This is a genomic window from Sporosarcina jiandibaonis (genome assembly GCF_013184495.1).
In the GTDB taxonomy this organism is placed as follows: domain Bacteria; phylum Bacillota; class Bacilli; order Bacillales_A; family Planococcaceae; genus Sporosarcina; species Sporosarcina jiandibaonis.
This window is the reverse complement of the sequence record NZ_JAAOIY010000005.1, coordinates 1-16,788: the sequence shown is the minus strand read 5'-3', so window position 1 is coordinate 16,788 and position 16,788 is coordinate 1. Positions and strand designations below refer to the sequence as shown.

Annotated in this window: 15 protein-coding genes, 15 tRNA genes and 1 riboswitch; of the genes, 5 read left to right on the top strand and 25 right to left on the bottom strand. The window is 41.3% G+C overall.

What is annotated here, in order from left to right:
* Nucleotides 1–76: 76 nt before the first annotated feature.
* Nucleotides 77–196, bottom strand: a riboswitch (SAM riboswitch).
* Nucleotides 197–372: 176 nt separating this feature from the next.
* Nucleotides 373–1,959: a phosphoenolpyruvate carboxykinase (ATP) gene (gene pckA, locus G8782_RS12935; RefSeq protein WP_172371846.1), complete on the top strand. Its 1,587-nt coding sequence runs from the start codon at nucleotides 373–375 to the stop codon at nucleotides 1,957–1,959.
* Nucleotides 1,960–2,340: 381 nt separating this feature from the next.
* Here the strand turns inward: pckA and G8782_RS12930 are convergent, their stop codons facing one another.
* The 4 genes from G8782_RS12930 to G8782_RS12915 all read right to left on the bottom strand — a co-directional run bounded on the left by G8782_RS12930 (nucleotide 2,341) and on the right by G8782_RS12915 (nucleotide 4,475).
* On the bottom strand, nucleotides 2,341–3,132 hold the full coding sequence (locus G8782_RS12930) for an alpha/beta hydrolase family protein (RefSeq protein WP_172371844.1): 792 nt from the start codon (nucleotides 3,130–3,132) through the stop codon (nucleotides 2,341–2,343).
* On the bottom strand, nucleotides 3,110–3,580 hold the full coding sequence (locus tag G8782_RS12925) for an NUDIX domain-containing protein (RefSeq protein ID WP_343035062.1): 471 nt from the start codon (nucleotides 3,578–3,580) through the stop codon (nucleotides 3,110–3,112). Before G8782_RS12925 ends, G8782_RS12930 begins: the two co-directional genes overlap by 23 nt.
* 49 nt (nucleotides 3,581–3,629) lie before the next feature.
* Nucleotides 3,630–3,938 carry a transposase gene (locus G8782_RS12920; RefSeq protein ID WP_172371842.1) on the bottom strand — a complete coding sequence of 103 codons (309 nt, stop codon included), beginning with the start codon at nucleotides 3,936–3,938 and terminating at the stop codon, nucleotides 3,630–3,632.
* An 87-nt stretch (nucleotides 3,939–4,025) separates the two neighbouring features.
* On the bottom strand, nucleotides 4,026–4,475 hold the full coding sequence (locus G8782_RS12915; RefSeq protein ID WP_172371840.1) for a Dps family protein: 450 nt from the start codon (nucleotides 4,473–4,475) through the stop codon (nucleotides 4,026–4,028).
* Between the two features lie 79 nt (nucleotides 4,476–4,554).
* Between G8782_RS12915 and yidD the strand changes: the two genes are divergently transcribed.
* Nucleotides 4,555–4,797, top strand: a complete 243-nt coding sequence (gene yidD / locus G8782_RS12910) for a membrane protein insertion efficiency factor YidD (RefSeq protein WP_172371838.1) — start codon at nucleotides 4,555–4,557, stop codon at nucleotides 4,795–4,797.
* 116 nt (nucleotides 4,798–4,913) lie between these two features.
* Nucleotides 4,914–5,855, top strand: coding sequence for a metal ABC transporter solute-binding protein, Zn/Mn family (locus G8782_RS12905; RefSeq protein ID WP_172371836.1), 942 nt, complete (start codon nucleotides 4,914–4,916; stop codon nucleotides 5,853–5,855).
* A 31-nt stretch (nucleotides 5,856–5,886) separates the two neighbouring features.
* Here the strand turns inward: G8782_RS12905 and menC are convergent, their stop codons facing one another.
* The 6 genes from menC to G8782_RS12875 form a co-directional block, all read right to left on the bottom strand.
* Entirely contained in the window at nucleotides 5,887–6,993 is a 1,107-nt protein-coding gene (gene menC, locus G8782_RS12900; RefSeq protein ID WP_172371826.1) for an o-succinylbenzoate synthase, read from the bottom strand.
* A complete protein-coding gene (locus G8782_RS12895; protein WP_172371824.1) occupies nucleotides 6,975–8,417 on the bottom strand; it encodes an o-succinylbenzoate--CoA ligase in 1,443 nt (480 codons plus the stop codon). Before G8782_RS12895 ends, menC begins: the two co-directional genes overlap by 19 nt.
* A 63-nt stretch (nucleotides 8,418–8,480) precedes the next feature.
* On the bottom strand, nucleotides 8,481–9,299 hold the full coding sequence (gene menB / locus G8782_RS12890) for a 1,4-dihydroxy-2-naphthoyl-CoA synthase (RefSeq protein ID WP_172371822.1): 819 nt from the start codon (nucleotides 9,297–9,299) through the stop codon (nucleotides 8,481–8,483).
* Complete coding sequence (menH, locus tag G8782_RS12885; protein WP_246231678.1) at nucleotides 9,296–10,168, bottom strand: 2-succinyl-6-hydroxy-2,4-cyclohexadiene-1-carboxylate synthase; 873 nt, start codon at nucleotides 10,166–10,168, stop codon at nucleotides 9,296–9,298. Before menH ends, menB begins: the two co-directional genes overlap by 4 nt.
* Nucleotides 10,134–11,840 carry a 2-succinyl-5-enolpyruvyl-6-hydroxy-3-cyclohexene-1-carboxylic-acid synthase gene (gene menD / locus G8782_RS12880; protein WP_172371820.1) on the bottom strand — a complete coding sequence of 569 codons (1,707 nt, stop codon included), beginning with the start codon at nucleotides 11,838–11,840 and terminating at the stop codon, nucleotides 10,134–10,136. The genes menH and menD overlap by 35 nt, the downstream gene beginning before the upstream one ends.
* Complete coding sequence (locus G8782_RS12875) at nucleotides 11,833–13,218, bottom strand: isochorismate synthase (RefSeq protein WP_172371818.1); 1,386 nt, start codon at nucleotides 13,216–13,218, stop codon at nucleotides 11,833–11,835. The genes menD and G8782_RS12875 overlap by 8 nt, the downstream gene beginning before the upstream one ends.
* A gap of 169 nt (nucleotides 13,219–13,387) precedes the next feature.
* On the opposite strand from G8782_RS12875, the gene G8782_RS12870 reads away from it, so the two are divergent.
* The gene (locus G8782_RS12870; protein ID WP_172371816.1) at nucleotides 13,388–14,299 is read left to right on the top strand and encodes a 1,4-dihydroxy-2-naphthoate polyprenyltransferase; all 912 of its coding nucleotides are present in this window, start codon (nucleotides 13,388–13,390) and stop codon (nucleotides 14,297–14,299) included.
* Nucleotides 14,300–14,441: 142 nt separating this feature from the next.
* Nucleotides 14,442–15,056: a TraR/DksA C4-type zinc finger protein gene (locus G8782_RS12865; protein ID WP_172371814.1), complete on the top strand. Its 615-nt coding sequence runs from the start codon at nucleotides 14,442–14,444 to the stop codon at nucleotides 15,054–15,056.
* Between the two features lie 113 nt (nucleotides 15,057–15,169).
* Here G8782_RS12865 and G8782_RS12860 read toward each other — a convergent pair.
* The 15 genes from G8782_RS12860 to G8782_RS12790 form a co-directional block, all read right to left on the bottom strand.
* Nucleotides 15,170–15,241, bottom strand: a tRNA-Glu gene (locus tag G8782_RS12860).
* A gap of 9 nt (nucleotides 15,242–15,250) precedes the next feature.
* Nucleotides 15,251–15,341: transfer RNA gene (locus G8782_RS12855), tRNA-Ser, on the bottom strand.
* Between the two features lie 7 nt (nucleotides 15,342–15,348).
* Nucleotides 15,349–15,423 (bottom strand) — tRNA-Asn (locus G8782_RS12850).
* A gap of 1 nt (nucleotide 15,424) precedes the next feature.
* Nucleotides 15,425–15,501: transfer RNA gene (locus G8782_RS12845), tRNA-Ile, on the bottom strand.
* A 4-nt stretch (nucleotides 15,502–15,505) separates the two neighbouring features.
* Nucleotides 15,506–15,579: transfer RNA gene (locus G8782_RS12840), tRNA-Gly, on the bottom strand.
* Between the two features lie 4 nt (nucleotides 15,580–15,583).
* A tRNA-Phe gene (locus tag G8782_RS12835) sits at nucleotides 15,584–15,659 on the bottom strand.
* A gap of 55 nt (nucleotides 15,660–15,714) precedes the next feature.
* Nucleotides 15,715–15,790 (bottom strand) — tRNA-Asp (locus G8782_RS12830).
* Between the two features lie 3 nt (nucleotides 15,791–15,793).
* Nucleotides 15,794–15,868 (bottom strand) — tRNA-Met (locus G8782_RS12825).
* A gap of 169 nt (nucleotides 15,869–16,037) precedes the next feature.
* Nucleotides 16,038–16,112 (bottom strand) — tRNA-Met (locus G8782_RS12820).
* Nucleotides 16,113–16,177: 65 nt separating this feature from the next.
* Nucleotides 16,178–16,270, bottom strand: a tRNA-Ser gene (locus G8782_RS12815).
* Between the two features lie 18 nt (nucleotides 16,271–16,288).
* Nucleotides 16,289–16,365: transfer RNA gene (locus tag G8782_RS12810), tRNA-Ile, on the bottom strand.
* Nucleotides 16,366–16,371: 6 nt separating this feature from the next.
* Nucleotides 16,372–16,445: transfer RNA gene (locus tag G8782_RS12805), tRNA-Met, on the bottom strand.
* A gap of 46 nt (nucleotides 16,446–16,491) precedes the next feature.
* A tRNA-Ala gene (locus G8782_RS12800) sits at nucleotides 16,492–16,567 on the bottom strand.
* A gap of 6 nt (nucleotides 16,568–16,573) precedes the next feature.
* A tRNA-Pro gene (locus tag G8782_RS12795) sits at nucleotides 16,574–16,650 on the bottom strand.
* A gap of 38 nt (nucleotides 16,651–16,688) precedes the next feature.
* Nucleotides 16,689–16,765 (bottom strand) — tRNA-Arg (locus tag G8782_RS12790).
* Between the last annotated feature and the right edge of the window lie 23 nt (nucleotides 16,766–16,788).

The window sequence follows — 16,788 nt, the reverse complement described above, 5'->3', positions numbered from 1 at the left end:
CATGCTGATTCAAGTTAAAAAAGCCCTTCACTCACGTTACTACATGAGGAAAGGCGTAATTTCAAAGCACCCTTCACTCTTATCATCCAAGGAGTTTCACCTTGCATCAGGTTTAGCACCTTTGCATGAACATCATAGGTTCATGCAGGTTGCCGGGTTTCATAGGGACTGCCCCTCCACCAGCTCGGGATAAGAGTATCCGTTCAATAGTACATTTTACGAAACTGTATCAAATAAGTCAAATTTCTTTACAAATTGTAGTTGCACTTCTAATTAGTATAGTATATTATTTTAAATGTGTTATACTAATCGATGAATGTGATGACAAACTACCCCAATCAATGGGACTAACTTGCAAAGGACGGGACAAATATGATTTCAGCGAAAATTGGTAACGAGCTTAAGAATCTTCTATCTGGCAGCAACGTGAATATTCAACTTTCAGTTCCACAACTTGTTGAAAAAGCAACTTCACGTGGTGAGGCTTTATTAACTGCAGATGGTGCAGTAACGGCGCAGACAGGAAAATATACGGGTCGTTCTCCCAAGGATAAGTATATCGTTGAAGAAGCTTCTTCAAAAGATAAAATCGATTGGGGAGCTGTAAACCGTCCAATCTCTGCAGAAATTTTTGATGCATTATATGAAAAAGTAATTTCTTATTTACAATTAAAAGATGAACTATTTGTTTTCAAAGGATTCGCCGGTGCGGATCACGCCACTCGTCTTTCTATTCAAGTCGTGAATGAATATGCTTGGCATAACTTGTTTGTCCATCAATTATTCATCCGCCCGACTAAAGAAGAACTTGAAACGCATGATGCGCAATTCACGATTGTCTCGGCGCCAACATTCAAAGCAGACCCAGATGTCGACGGAACTGACTCTGAAACTTTCATTATTGTTAATATGGAAAAACGTATTATCCTTATAGGCGGTACTGAATATGCCGGCGAAATGAAAAAATCCATTTTCTCCATTATGAATTACTTGCTACCTGAAAACGGTATCATGCCAATGCATTGTTCAGCAAACGTTGGTGATGATGGCGACGTTGCGTTGTTTTTCGGACTTTCGGGTACAGGGAAAACGACACTTTCCGCAGATGCAAACCGTAAACTTATCGGAGATGATGAGCACGGCTGGTCCGATAACGGCGTCTTTAATATTGAAGGCGGCTGCTATGCGAAATGCATTAATTTATCGCAAGAAAAAGAGCCTGAAATCTACGGCGCGATCCGTTTCGGTTCCGTTCTAGAAAACGTAGTCATTGATCCAGATACGCGTATTCCCGATTATGACGATGGTTCGTTGACGGAAAATACACGTGCAGCTTACCCGATCCAAAACATTGATAATATTGTTTCACCGTCTGTCGCAGGTCATCCGAAAACAATCGTCTTCTTGACCGCGGATGCGTTCGGCGTACTGCCGCCAATTTCAAAATTAACGAAAGAACAAGCGATGTACCATTTCCTTAGCGGTTTCACTTCGAAACTAGCAGGAACTGAGCGCGGCATCACATCACCAGAAGCAACATTCTCGACTTGCTTCGGTTCACCGTTCCTTCCATTACATGCGACCGTTTATGCAGAAATGCTTGGAAAGAAAATCGACGAGCACGACGCTCAAGTATTCCTCGTAAACACTGGCTGGACTGGCGGAGAATATGGCGTAGGCAATCGCATGGAACTAAAATACACACGAGCAATGGTACGCGCGGCACTCGCTGGAAAACTGAATGACATAGAAACTGAAGAAAACAGCGTATTTGGTCTAAATATGCCAAAGACTATCGAAGGCGTTCCATCTGACATACTAAATCCGCGCAATGCTTGGGCAGACAAAGCCGCTTACGATAAAAAAGCAAATGAATTAGCAGACTTATTCCGTGAAAACTTCAAAAAATTCGGCACCGTATCAGAAGAAATCATCTTAAAAGGCGGTCCAACTGCATAATAGTAAAAAAATAAAAGCAGATGAGGAGATTATAATAAATCCCCTCATCTACTTTTTTATTTAATTTTGAAAGTTTAGCATTAGTCACGACTCCACAATTGTTGGACAGTCACTATTTAAATTTATTTAGTTTAGTGGAATCTCTAGTTGATTGAAGTGCAGGTTGGCGACTCCCGCCGGAATAGAGGGCAAAGATGGAAAGAGAAGATCACTCTTTCCTTTTCAGCCTAAGACCCCGCAGGAAGAGCCGTAACGAAGAACGGCTTTTGCGACCGAAAAGCGTAGCGTTTGGGAGCACGGTTTTTGCGACGAGGAGGCTTAGTCGATGCCCGCAGGAACGCGTCCGCCCGGAACGGAAAGCAACGCTGTCCCAATTAACTTTTATTTCCCCTGTCTTCTCATCCAATCACAAAGATTCCGAACAATTTCAGCATTTTTCACAGGCGGAATATAATGCGTATACTCCGGAAAATACCAAGTTTCATAGTCTTTATTATGCTCACGAAGCGCATTTTCCAATAACCTTGCCTGTTCAACAGAAACATGTTCATCAAGCTCACCGTGGATAATTAGAACACTCGCATCAAGTTCATTAATTCGAAACAGTGCAGTCCTTTCACGATAGGCATCCGGATTATTATTAGGCGTCCCGCCGATCACACGTCTCATCATCCGCCTTAAATCTACACGTTCATGATATGTAAACACAACATCCGACACACCTGCCCACGTCACAACAGATGTAATATCTTCCCGAAGAATCGCTGTCCAAAGCGCCATGATCCCGCCGCGCGAAAACGCCAATAAATGAATGCGATCAGCGATTGTCTTCGGCTGCTGTTTCAAAACGTCAACAGCATTCACCGCATCCAGGCGATCATCTCCCGCAAATTCATCGCGCCCTTCCCCGCCGCGATTTCCACGATAGTAAGGCGCAAACACAACAAATCCATTCGAAGCCAATTGCGCCATACGTGAAGGCCGCACCATCCCCACATGTTGAATACCGCCTCGTAAATATATAATTCCTTCATACTTTCCGTCCGCAATCGGTTCGGCAAGTAACCCTTTCACTCTCAAACCATCCGACCAATAAACAATTTCCTCAAGCCGTACATGTGGATTTGGAGATGGATAAAGCCGCCTGCTCTCAATCATTCCGTCGCTTTTCATACATATCCACCCACTTTCGAATTGCAGCCATCCCATCGTCTTTCATATGGAAACTTAACTCGACACAATCAGTCAATTCTCTATCCGTCATCCAAATTGCACCTTCAGTTTCATGAAGAACAGGGTTCTTTTCGATATGTATAATATCCGCCGTAAATACAGCCTTGCAAAATGTCACATTGCTATGAACGACATATTCCGCAAACTTCATAAGATTCGTTATCGTCACGCCGGTTTCTTCAATGGTTTCTCGAATTGCGGCCGTTTCAATCGTTTCCCCTTTTTCAGCCTTGCCACCCGGAAATTCAATCCCTCGGCTAGTATGTCGAGTAAGTAACCATCTCCCTTTATATTTTAATACAACAAGCACATGTCGAGCTTCCATGCCAAATCGGTTTTCTCCGAATGTCAGGTCGACCTGTGCTCCATTCAAATCTTTAAATTTCACGATCGAAATCACGTCCTTTCATTCAGTGTAGCGAACGAAAGGATTTGATTCAACGGAAATAAGGCAGTTGTTCAATAAATACTTTCGACTCATTATCCGTGAATTCATGAATTAACGCATAAACCATTTTAGTTCTCTTATCGATTTCGTCATTATCCTTGTCATAGTGATAAGGTATATATGGTAGATGCGCTCTTAAAAAATTACGAAATTCTAATTCACTCGTCTGCCTAAATAAAGCGTGAAATATCGGCACATACTGCTCCGGAACTGTCACTTTATAGTCCCATATCGAATCATCCGGGTGATGATGTACGCGCTGCTGAGCAATCGACACATACATATGATATTTTTCCATGTAAAAACCATCCTTTTTTACCGATAGGATGGTCTGAAAAATAAAAAACATGCATCCCTTTTATTTGGAATGCATGTTCATGATTAATTAATTATTATCTTCTCCTAGGAATGCATTTAACATCCACTGGTGTTTCTCAATGCTTTGGTACGTTGCATTTAATAAATCCTCAGTCATATCATCTCCAACTTTAGCGGCTTCGTCCATTCCTTTCTTTAATGATTCCATAATTGCGCTGAAATCATCGACAATCGTCGCTACCATTTTATCAGCTTTTTCGTCACCAGTAGCTTCTTTTACGACAGATTGCTCCAAATGTTCTTTCATCGTTGCAACTGGATCACCGCCAAGGGTTAAAATGCGTTCAGCAATTTCATCCATATGAGCAGTCGCTTCATTGTATAGTTCTTCAAATTTCGCGTGCAATGTGAAAAATTGATGCCCTTTCACATACCAATGGTAATTGTGCAATTTCGTATACATGACCGACCATGTTGAAACTTGAACGTTCATTTCTTTAATAAGTTCCGTTGACATTAAAACATCTCCTTATATAATTCGTCTCGCTGTTAATTTACCACAATCGGCCCTACAATAAACATTAAGGAGAAATGATATGAAAACGATACTCAAAGGGATCATTAAAATATATCAAAAAGCGATTTCACCATTGATGCCGCCCACGTGCCGGTTTCATCCGACTTGTTCGAATTATGGGCTCGAGGCAATTGAAACTCACGGCGCATTAAAAGGATCGTGGCTAGCGATACGGCGGATTTCCAAATGCCACCCATTCCATGAGGGCGGATACGATCCAGTTCCCGACAAAGATAAAAAATATAAAAAAGTTCAGCGCTAAGCTGAACTTTTTTATTTTATATTTATGTTGCGAAATCCTTCTTCTTCTTGTATGATAAAAAAGAAATCTACTTAAATCGTAACGATTACTATTTAGAAAACGGAGGATTAATTCATTTGAAACAGAGAAAAGTATTTATAATCTCCCTAGTAGCCTTGGTGCTATTTGCACTTACTGCTTGTAATAAAACAGAAGAAAAACGAAAAGATGTAATCTCAATTTATACCACTGTTTATCCACTACAATATTTTGCAGAACGAATTGGCGGCGACTTGGTCTCTGTCCAATCAATCTACCCGCCAGGTGCCGATGAGCATACTTTCGACCCAACACAAAAAGATATGATTGCACTTGCGGACGCGGACTTATTCTTTTATATCGGGCTAGGACTCGAAGGTTTTGTCGAGAAAGCTGAAAAGACGATGAAAAATGAACATGTAAAAATGGTTGCAACGGCGGATTCTATTACCGAAGAAATGCTAGGTCATGAGGACGAGGATATTCATGAGGACGAAGACCATCACCATGGAAATTTGGATCCGCATGTATGGATGTCTCCAATTTTAAGTGAAGCGCTCGCCTATTCAATAAAAGAATCACTAATTGAGATAGCCCCTGACAAAAAAGCGGCTTTCGAGAAAAACTATGAAGAATTGCAAAATGATTTACTAAAACTAGATCGTCAATTTATGGAAATGGCATCAAATGCACCGACAAAAACATTTTTTGTGTCCCATGCCGCTTTTGGATATATTGCAGATACGTACGGACTCGAACAAATCGCGATTGCGGGACTGAATTCCCAAAGCGAACCTTCCCAAAAACAATTGACGACAATTGTCAAAGATGCGAAAAAACATGATGTGAAATATGTCTTATTTGAACAAAACGTGTCATCAAAACTAACCGATGTTATTCGTAAAGAAATCGGCGCAGAATCGTTAATGCTGCACAATCTAGGCGTATTGACAACTGAAGACATAAAAAATAACGAAGATTATTTTTCACTAATGGAATACAATATAGAAACTCTCCAAAAAGCATTAAGCGGAAAATAAGAAAGGGCTGTCCAAAGGGCAGTCCTTCTTTTTATCGGTACGAGTCAATCAAATATTTTTCGACAAGCCCTTTATCTAATATCACACCAATCCCAGGACGCTCCGAAAGATGAATAACACCATTTTCAATTACAACAGGAGGTTCGACTGGATCTTCATGCCAAAAATGATCGGATGCACTGAAATCTCCGGGCAGTGAAAACTGCGGAAGTGAAGCCAATGCTAAATTATGCGCTTTCGAAATACCAAATTCAATCATCCCGCCAATCCAGATAGCCAAATCATTCTCCTTCGCAATTTGTATTACCTTCAGCGCTTCAGTCGTTCCCCCGATTCGTCCCGGTTTCAACACGATAACTGATCCCGCACCGCTAGTTTCCATGCGTTTTGCATCCCGTACTGAACGAACACTTTCATCGAGCGAGATCGGCGTTACCATGCGTTGCACAGCCTCAGTATGCATCTCCCACTCGTCTTCTCCAAATGGTTGTTCAATTAAAGCCAAACCCGCTCTATCAAATTTTATTAGCGCTTCAAGTCCGAGTTTGTCGAATATCCCATTGGCATCTCCAAAAAACAACAGATCATCTGACGACTCAACTAGTTTTTTCAATTCCATCGGATTCGTGTTCTCATCAATTTTCAATTTCACACGCTTATAGCCAGCATCCCGTGCTTCTTGAACAGCCGAAACCATCCAATCATCAATACCGCCCGTCAATACAACCCCGGCATCGATCTCATGTCGAATGCCACCAAGAAGCTTCCATAAAGGCAACCCTTTTTTCCTTGCAAATAAATCCCAAGCTGCCTGATCCAAACATGCCTTTGCCATCCGATTTCCTTTTATATGCGAAAATTCGTCATTTAACGCAGACGGATGTATAAATTCCTTATCGACTAATACAGGTATCAGCCAATTTACAAGTGCATCCCAACATGTCTGCACCGTTTCTTCTGTATACCAAGGTGAGGAAAATGCCACACACTCGCCAAGCCCGATTTCTCCGTCCGAATCAACCATCTCAACTAAAATACTTTCCCGATCAGTCACAGTTTGAAGATGAGTTGAAAAGTGATTTTTTAAAGGAACCGAAACACGATACAAGCGAATTTCTGTTATTGTAAATCTGCCCATTTCTTCAACTCCCGCCGTAATAATTTGTTGGATGCATTACGCGGTAACTCTTCGACAAAACAAAATGCTTTTGGCACTTTATATGATGCAAGCCTTTCTCTACAAAACACCCTCAATTCTTCATCCGACACATTTTCTGTTACAACGACAAACGCAATCGGCACACTTCCCCATTCATCGTCATCTTTCCCGCAAACACCCGCTTCAGATATGAAGGGATGTGAAGCCAGTACATTTTCAATTTCAGCAGGATAAATATTCTCCCCGCCCGAAATAATCAAATCAGAACGGCGATCCACAATATATAGATAACCTTCTTCATCAAAATATCCTATATCTCCAGTTGGAAGCCACCCATCGATTAATGGATTTTGATCTGAAACATGTCCGATATAGCCAGGTGTTACATGAGGACCACGAATATAGACTTCACCATTTTCCCTCGGACTTCTTGCCTCATTAATTTTTATTTGATTGAAAAATAGCGGTTTCCCGGCAGATCCTATTTTCCGAATCGCATCTTGCGATGAGAGAGTTGCAGTCTGAGAACTTGTTTCCGTCATCCCATACGTTTGCAACACAGGAATATCGCAAGTTTGTGCTCTCTCCAAATAGTCAATCGGAACAGGTCCTCCACCCGCAAGCATTGTTTTAAAGGAAGCGTGGGCGACCGTTCCGTGCTTCTCAAATTCACGTAGTATTTTATCCAATGTAACCGATACAACCGAAATTCGTGTCACCGATCCTTGCCGGATATCCTCATATACTTTTTGAGCATCAAATTTATCATAAAGCTTCACTTCCATGCCATACAAAACTGAGCGGACAAGAATTGAAAAACCGCTAATATGAAATAACGGCATCGAGCAAAGCCAAACATCGTTTTCCTCAAGACCCAAATTCAACACGGAAGAAAGCGCACTCGAAGTATGATTATTTGCAGTTTGTCGAACTCCCTTAGGAAAACCAGTCGTCCCCGAGGTATACATAATTGTAATTGTCCGCTCCGGATCCCAGAGTTCCTCGACTTCAAACATACATTCATCACTTGCCTGAATTTCGGAGAATGATAACTTAGAAGTAGATTCTCCCAATAGTTTCTCAAATTCATCCGCAATAAGAACAACTGATGCCGCTGAATCATCCACTTGCCATTCAATCTCTTTTTTCGTCAAGCGACTATTCAACATCACAATTTCAAGGCCAAGAAGCATGCACGCATGGATAATAAAGACCATTTCATCATTGGATGGCCCGAGTAATGCAATGCGATCTCCATTAGTTAAACCGTTCGCCTTTAATTTTCGCGCAAGCGTCATCGATTTTTCTTCCACCTGCTTAAAAGTCCAACTTTCGCCATGATACGTCAACGCAATTTTATGCGGCGTTAAATAAACCCGTTGTTTCAGCCAATTAGGTATCAAAAAAATCACCTTCCATTTAGAAAAAAGCTGCCCATATACTCGGGCAGCTCATTGTTCGTTAAATTAAGGGAAGCGCGGAAATTGACCGAAGTCCGGTTTACGTTTTTCTTTAAACGCATCGCGCCCTTCTTTCGCTTCATCCGTTGTGTAATAAAGTAAAGTCGCATCTCCAGCCATTTGTTGAAGCCCCGCAAGACCATCTGTATCTGCGTTCATAGCTGCTTTAACAAAACGGAGTGCTGTAGGGCTCATTGAAAGCATCTCTTCACACCATTGAACCGTTTCATCTTCAAGTTGGTCGTAAGGAACCACCGTGTTTACCAGCCCCATGTCAAGCGCTTCTTGTGCATTGTATTGACGGCATAAGAACCATATTTCGCGGGCTTTTTTATGTCCGATAATGCGTGCAAGATAGCCAGAACCATATCCAGCATCAAACGATCCCACTTTCGGACCTGTTTGACCAAAGATGGCATTGTCCGCAGCAATCGTTAAGTCGCAAACAACATGTAAGACATGTCCGCCGCCAATCGCGTATCCTGCAACCATAGCTACAACCGGTTTTGGGATCACGCGAATTAACCGTTGCAAGTCAAGCACGTTCAGACGCGGTATTTCATCTTCCCCGACATATCCGCCATGACCGCGAACTCTTTGATCGCCCCCTGAACAAAATGCTTTTTCACCTTCTCCAGTCAGAACGATGACGCCGATGCTTTCATCGTCACGCGCACGTGAAAATGCATCGATTAGTTCCGTAACCGTTTTCGGACGAAATGCGTTGCGAACCTCAGGACGATTAATTGTAATCTTAGCAATGCCACTATGCTTTTCGTATTTTATATCCTCATATGTACGTAATGTTTCCCATTGACGAGTCATAGTTTTTCCTCCTCCATTTTTATCTTTTGAATATGTTCCTCTATCATTGTAGCAAATAAAGTCGGTTTTTCCACATGTATTGCATGCCCCGCATCTTTTACAGAGCAATGCTTCGAATAATGAAGTGCTTTTTTCATTTCCTGGGCAATTTTTATGAATTTCCTGTCGAATTCCCCCGTAATAAGTAACACTGGTACGTTTATTTCTTTAAGCCTATGCCAATTCGAAGGCTGACTACCCGTTCCAATTCCAAGCAAACTATTGCTTAACCCAACTTCATTTTGCGATAAACGTTCATCTCGAATTCTTTGTTGGTGTTCTGCTGATAACTTCTTTTGGGAATAAAATAAAGGAATGCTTTCCCAAAACTCAACAAATGATCGAATTCCTTCACTATTAATTCTCTGTGCGAGCAATTTGTCGTTGCTCATTCGTTCCATTCGTTCATTATTCGTCTTCAAACCGGGAGTTGAACTTTCAAGTATTAAAGATTCCACGCGCTTTGGGTACATAATCGTATAACTTAATGCAATCCGCCCGCCCATCGAATAGCCTAAAAGGATAAACTTTTCAATATTTAATTCATTAAACAATGTTTCCAAATCAGCAATTTGCTTTTCCATTGAATACCGACCTGGATCCCGAGGCGCAGTTGTTTTTCCATGGCCTATCAAATCAATAGCAATTGTATGAAATTTCTCTTTTAACAAGCCGGTTATTTCAGACCATGTCCCTGCACTTCCCGTAAATCCATGTAAAAATACGATGACTGGCAAAGTAAAATCATTACTGCGCCGCACATAATAATCAATTCCATTTATAGGTATGATTTCTTCATTCAATTGCATCAATTCTTTTCGTAATTTCATTCCAAAGTGCATGATGTGCGATTACATTCGCTTCACGGTTAGTAAAGACTTCGATAATACGGACATTCTTCGCTTTTTCTATCTTCAATTCTTGCTCAAACTCTTCCAACGTTTCAATAGCCTTGTATTGTGCATCGTACATTGCCGCAATATGTTCAAACGTCAAACCCGTCGGCGTCCCGAAAAGCCTTTCAAAATGATTGCCTGATTCAGCTTGCGGAAGATAGGAAAAAATACCGCCGCCATCGTTATTCATAATAACAATCGTTAAATCGGTTTCATGGAATCTCGACACAATCAGCCCATTTACATCATGTAAAAATGATAAATCACCGATTAATAACCAAGTTGGTCGCTGACGCGCTTCTTGAATTCCTAATGCAGTCGAAACAACACCATCAATCCCATTCGTGCCGCGATTCGCAAAAATAGTAATATCCCGATCTGTTTTGCCGAAAAATGTATCTACATCGCGAATAGGCATACTGCTACCACTAATCAGGTCCGATCCATCCGGTAAATTAGTGAATAGCATTTGAATATAGGCCCCTTCATCACTGCCTAATGAATTTTCCATAACAATGGTTGCTTCATCATTTGCCTCGCTCCATATTCTTGCATAAGAGCTTTCTTCTTTTTGGACATTGATTTGAAGAAATGCCTCAACTGATGATTGAATATGATGAGTAACGATCCCAAGCGGATCCCGAAACTGAGGCGATTCGTCAACTAACACCACAGTTTGAGGTCTCACTTTTTTAAGAAAAAGTGATAACGGTTTTGAAACGGGTTGTGCACCAATGCGAATCACAGTATCCGGAATTACTTTCTCTTTAAATAAATCACTCTTTAACAATGCATCGTATTTATCAATACAAAGGTCCATGCAATTCTTCGGAACTTTTGAACGCAGGTTTGAAAGTGGATCGCATAAAACCGGCCAATTCAGTGCTTTTGCAAATTTCCAAAACAACTCATTATTAATTCCAACAGGCAGCTCGCCAACGACTAGTAAACCCTTTTCCGCGTTATTTAAGACGCTCGCTATGAACTGTGTCGCGGAAGCATCTAGCAAATCTATCCCCTTCATATGTTGGATAAAAGTTGTAGATGGTGTTTCCATTTCAAAATCAATGAGCAATGGTTCTCTAAATGGCACATTTAGATGAATCGGGCCGATTGGCGCGGTTATCGAAACCGATACTGCTCGTTGTACATGTCGTTCAATATAATCATCGACATCGCTGTTATCCTCTGCCAATGGAAAATCAACGCTATATTTCACATGATTGCCGTATAATTGAATTTGATCAATTGCTTGAGGAGCACCGACTTCTCGCAATTCATGCGGGCGATCAGCTGTAATAACTATGAGCGGAATACGTGCATAATGGGCTTCTGTAACCGCTGGAAAATAGTTCGATGCAGCCGTTCCCGACGTGCAAAGAAGAACAACAGGCTTACCTGTTGCCTTAGCTAATCCTAGCGCAAAAAAACCCGCAGAGCGTTCATCAACTTGCATATAAACGTCCAATGACTTTGTTGTGGCAAATGCATAAGCTAGAGGCGTAGATCTTGAACCCGGGCTGATGACAACTGATTTTACTCCGGCATTCATTAATGCACTAGTCATCCGACGCACATAATTCGTTAAAGACTTTTTGTCACCCATTCAATTTTCCTCCAAGCGACCGTAAAACCGGTCTGAACTTTACCCACGTTTCGTCATATTCTTTCTGCGGTTCTGAGTCGGCAACAATTCCCCCGCCGGCATATAAATAAGCTTTATCGCCGTCTAACAGTCCAGAACGTATTCCAACCGCAAACTCGCCATTCCCATCGCTATCTGTCCAACCAATTGGAGCAGCATAATAACCGCGGTCCATCTGTTCCTCGCGACGAATTACTTCCAATGCTTTATTCGTTGGAACACCACCCAATGCAGGCGTCGGATGAAGGTCTTCAACTAAATTAAATATATCCGTTCCACTTTCAAGCTTGCCTTCAATAGGAGTGAACAAGTGCTGAATATCACGAATTCTCATTAGTTTCGGTTCCTTAGGCATTAGGATGTCCGTACAATATTTATCGAAAACATCAGAAATCATTTTGACAACATAATGATGTTCTTCACGATTTTTATCATCATTCAATAACTCTTCGCCTAGCTTCCGGTCCTCAGAGGCAGTTTTCCCTCTCTCAATAGACCCAGCAACACAAGCAGAATAGGCTCGTCCATGAACAATTTCAATAAGACGCTCTGGCGTTGCTCCAAAAAATAACTGGCCGTCCTTTTGCAATCCAAAATGATAACTTTCTTGTTGCTCGCTCGTAATATGATGAAGGGCTGCTACATTCGATACTTCTTGTTCAAAATCCATGCGGATTGAACGTGCAATAACGACTTTCTCTGCTTCCCCTATTTTAATTTGATCTGTTACATCTTGAACTGCCTTTAGATAAGCACTTTTCCTAATTTCTTCAACATGACTAACAGTCGGCTTTATAGATGGCGCAAATTCATTTACTTCTGCTAAATGGATTAAACGATCCCGTTCCTCCCGTAATGCTTCGAATTCATCGACAGCATTGCTAGCCGTTGTAATCAAGTTAATCGATACAAACATTTGACCATTCTTACTAATCAATTGAAATGAGGGGACGACAAAGTAAGCAGACGGAAAACTCTCCCACTCCAATGTTTGGACGCTTTTCGGATCAAATGAAAAGCCCCCGAAGAGTACTGGTGCAATATCTTTCTCTTCTTTAATTAAAACATCACATAATTCTTTCCAACGTTTTGAAACTTCCAAATAACGTTTGTCATCTTCAGTACTAGTGATTACCTCAGCATGACCTAGACCGACAATTGTTAAAGTTCGATCAGCATTTTGCCAATAAAAATGTTTTTCTTTATATGCAAAATTTCCAGCTTCTAAAAAAGAAAGCGGAGATATGCGACCAATTTCGATTGTTTCGGAAAAAAACCGATAATCTGAAACAATCTCTTTACTCTCTAATTTTTGCATTTCCGTTATTTTTCGACTCATTTTTTTCCCTCCAGGAAGGCTTTTACTACATCCTTCTTAATGGATCCATAATAATTCTCATATCTCTATTCTACCACACCATCTTCTACAATAAGCGTATAGCATACCCCGAAGTACCAATTTAGAGTATAATAAATAAGGCGAATATAATCATAAGGAGAGAATTACTTTGCAACAAACTATAAAAGCCGATACTGGATGGCGTATATGGTGGCAATTAACTAGACCGCATACGTTAACAGCTGCTTTTGCTCCAGTATTTTTAGGAACAATGATTGCTTTGACTTATGAAGCGATTCATTTTCCATTATTTATTGCAATGATGATTGCAAGTATATTAATACAAATGGCGACAAATATGTTTAATGAATACTACGATTTCAAAAGAGGTCTAGATACGGAAAAATCTGTCGGAATTGGTGGAGCAATCGTTCGAAATGGCGTTAAACCGAAAACAGTACTTAACCTTGCGTTTTTATTATACGGAATTTCAGTACTAATAGGCATATACATATGTTTGGAAACATCCTGGAGTCTTGCAGTCGTTGGATTGGTTTCGATGTTAATTGGTTATCTTTATACTGGAGGACCATACCCTATTGCATATACGCCATTTGGAGAACTCGTTTCTGGCGTTGTTATGGGAATGCTTCTAATCCTTATTGCTTTTTATATTCAAACTGGAACGGTGACCACAGAGGCCATCTTGTTATCAGTTCCTAGTATGTTACTTGTAGCAGCGATCATGATGGCAAACAATATTCGTGACCTTGAAGGTGATAAAAAAAGTGGCAGAAAAACACTAGCAATTCTTTCGGGGCGTTCGAACGCAATTACAATTCTTACGATGTTCTTTATCGTGTCATATGCCTGGATAATCGGACTTATTTTGTTTGGTCATCTTACAGCTTGGGCTTTACTCGTGTTTCTAAGCGTTCCAAAACCGAAAACTGCAATCGCGGTTTTTAAAGAACATCATCAACCATTAGATGTTGCTCCGGCAATGAAAGAAACTGCAATCACCAACACATTATTTGGCTTATTACTTGGTACCGGCATTCTTATTGGTCACCTGTTTTAATATTTATACCTATCCAAAAAGCTGATTAAGTTCAGTTATATTGGATAGGTTTTTTATTTATGTTTTACACAACCATAAAATAGGGAATCAGTGTTAATAAGATGGATATACTATAAAAAATATGAAAAGGTTGGGATATATAATGTTATCTGAAAAAGAGTTTTCTATATTAAAAAAAGAACTGTTAGATCTTAAAGAAAAATCGACGACACGTGAACAAGAAACATACCCTAAAGATAGTGAAAAAGAATCTTTAGGCGAACTATCTTCTTATGATAATCATCCAGCTGATATGGGGACCGCTTTATATGACAGGGAAAAAGATTTAGCACTTCATGAACATGCAGAATCTGAACTGAGCAAAGTCAATATTGCACTAGATGCAATGGCAGAGGGCTCCTATGGAAAATGCCAAGTATGTAATAAAGACATTCCTTTTGACCGACTACTCATAGTACCTTACACTACTTTTTGTGTTGAACATGCCGAAATCAAAGAGCAGTCGGTTGATGAAGATGTAGCTATAAATGAAATTGAAAACCCATTTGAGAGTACGAGAGATACACGTTCAATTGATTATCAGAACAGTTTTCACGCGGTTGCAGAATTTGGGACATCCGACGCTCCATCGGACTTTATTGACAGTGAAAAACGTTCGTACATGGACGATAATGATAATGATCGTGAGAACGACGATATATCTAGAATAGATAATATTGTAGGGAAGAGCGTAACAAATAATACGAACAATTCCTGAATAAAGATAAAATACAAAGTTCTTCGGGTAGTTTATAGAATTACCTAAATAACAAAAAAGCTGTTTCATTTACTGATACACAGTAAATGAAACAGCTTTTTATTATTGTTTTATGACCCCTACGGGATTCGAACCCGTGATACCGCCGTGAAAGGGCGGTGTCTTAACCGCTTGACCAAGGGGCCAAACAAATATGGCGGAGAAGGAGGGATTCGAACCCTCGCACCGCTTACGCGATCTATGCCCTTAGCAGGGGCACCTCTTGAGCCACTTGAGTACTTCCCCGAATAAATGGCTCCGCAGGTAGGATTCGAACCTACGACCGATCGGTTAACAGCCGATTGCTCTACCACTGAGCTACTGCGGAATGGTGGGCCTAAGTGGACTCGAACCACCGACCTCACGCTTATCAGGCGTGCGCTCTAACCAGCTGAGCTATAGGCCCATATTGGAGCGAGTGAAGGGAATCGAACCCTCATCATCAGCTTGGAAGGCTGAGGTTTTGCCATTAAACTACACTCGCAAAATGGTGGCTCAGGACGGAATCGAACCGCCGACACAAGGATTTTCAGTCCTTTGCTCTACCGACTGAGCTACTGAGCCATACTTGAATTCTGGTAACTTTACCTATTAAGATGAGTATGTATTAAATACATAATGGCGGTCCCGACGGGAATCGAACCCGCGATCTCCTGCGTGACAGGCAGGCATGTTAACCGCTACACCACGGGACCATTTGGTTGCGGGGACAGGATTTGAACCTGTGACCTTCGGGTTATGAGCCCGACGAGCTACCACTGCTCCACCCCGCGATAATATTATTGGTATTAAATTTTAACTTACACGCATTTATTGTGTTTGACACCTTACGCTTCGCTATCGGTGTTAATCGCATTCTTCGTGATGCGATTTGCTCCACCCTGCGACAATATTATTAAAATCAAGCTAAGATAAAACGTAAAGTATATAAAGTTTTAAAATTGGTTGCGGGGACAGGATTTGAACCTGTGACCTTCGGATTATGAGCCCGACGAGCTACCACTGCTCCACCCCGCGACAATATTATTAAATAAACAACTTATTAAATCAACATTTATTCATTTCACCATTTCAATTAAAAATGGCGGAGGAAGAGGGATTCGAACCCCCGCGGGCTTTAACACCCCTGCTGGTTTTCAAGACCAGTCCCTTCAGCCAGGCTTGGGTATTCCTCCGAGATTTATAAATATTGATGGTGGACCTTGCAGGACTCGAACCTGCGACCGGACGGTTATGAGCCGTCTGCTCTAACCAACTGAGCTAAAGGTCCTTATGATGGCGGCGGAGGGAGTCGAACCCACGACCTTACGGGTATGAACCGGACGCTCTAGCCAGCTGAGCTACGCCGCCAGGATATTTAGATAAGTTGATAGTTGATATATTCCTTAGAAATAAATGGTGGAGCCTAGCGGGATCGAACCGCTGACCTCCTGCGTGCAAGGCAGGCGCTCTCCCAGCTGAGCTAAGGCCCCGGAAATTGGTCGGGAAGACAGGATTCGAACCTGCGACCCCTTGGTCCCAAACCAAGTGCTCTACCAAGCTGAGCTACTTCCCGAGATTTATAAGTTTATAATTTTATAATTTTAAAAATAATGGCGCGCCCGGCAGAAGTCGAATCCACAACCTTCTGATCCGTAGTCAGACGCTCTATCCAATTGAGCTACGGGCGCATACGAAATAACTGGTGCCGAGA

Coding starts and splice junctions, on each gene's coding strand:
- pckA (WP_172371846.1), top strand. CDS start 373: ATGATTTCAGCGAAAATTGGTAACGAGCTTAAGAATCTTCTATCTGGC.
- G8782_RS12930 (WP_172371844.1), bottom strand. CDS start 3,132: ATGAAAAGCGACGGAATGATTGAGAGCAGGCGGCTTTATCCATCTCCA.
- G8782_RS12920 (WP_172371842.1), bottom strand. CDS start 3,938: ATGGAAAAATATCATATGTATGTGTCGATTGCTCAGCAGCGCGTACAT.
- G8782_RS12915 (WP_172371840.1), bottom strand. CDS start 4,475: ATGTCAACGGAACTTATTAAAGAAATGAACGTTCAAGTTTCAACATGG.
- yidD (WP_172371838.1), top strand. CDS start 4,555: ATGAAAACGATACTCAAAGGGATCATTAAAATATATCAAAAAGCGATT.
- menC (WP_172371826.1), bottom strand. CDS start 6,993: ATGGGCAGATTTACAATAACAGAAATTCGCTTGTATCGTGTTTCGGTT.
- menB (WP_172371822.1), bottom strand. CDS start 9,299: ATGACTCGTCAATGGGAAACATTACGTACATATGAGGATATAAAATAC.
- menH (WP_246231678.1), bottom strand. CDS start 10,168: ATGAAATTACGAAAAGAATTGATGCAATTGAATGAAGAAATCATACCT.
- menD (WP_172371820.1), bottom strand. CDS start 11,840: ATGGGTGACAAAAAGTCTTTAACGAATTATGTGCGTCGGATGACTAGT.
- G8782_RS12875 (WP_172371818.1), bottom strand. CDS start 13,218: ATGAGTCGAAAAATAACGGAAATGCAAAAATTAGAGAGTAAAGAGATT.
- G8782_RS12865 (WP_172371814.1), top strand. CDS start 14,442: ATGTTATCTGAAAAAGAGTTTTCTATATTAAAAAAAGAACTGTTAGAT.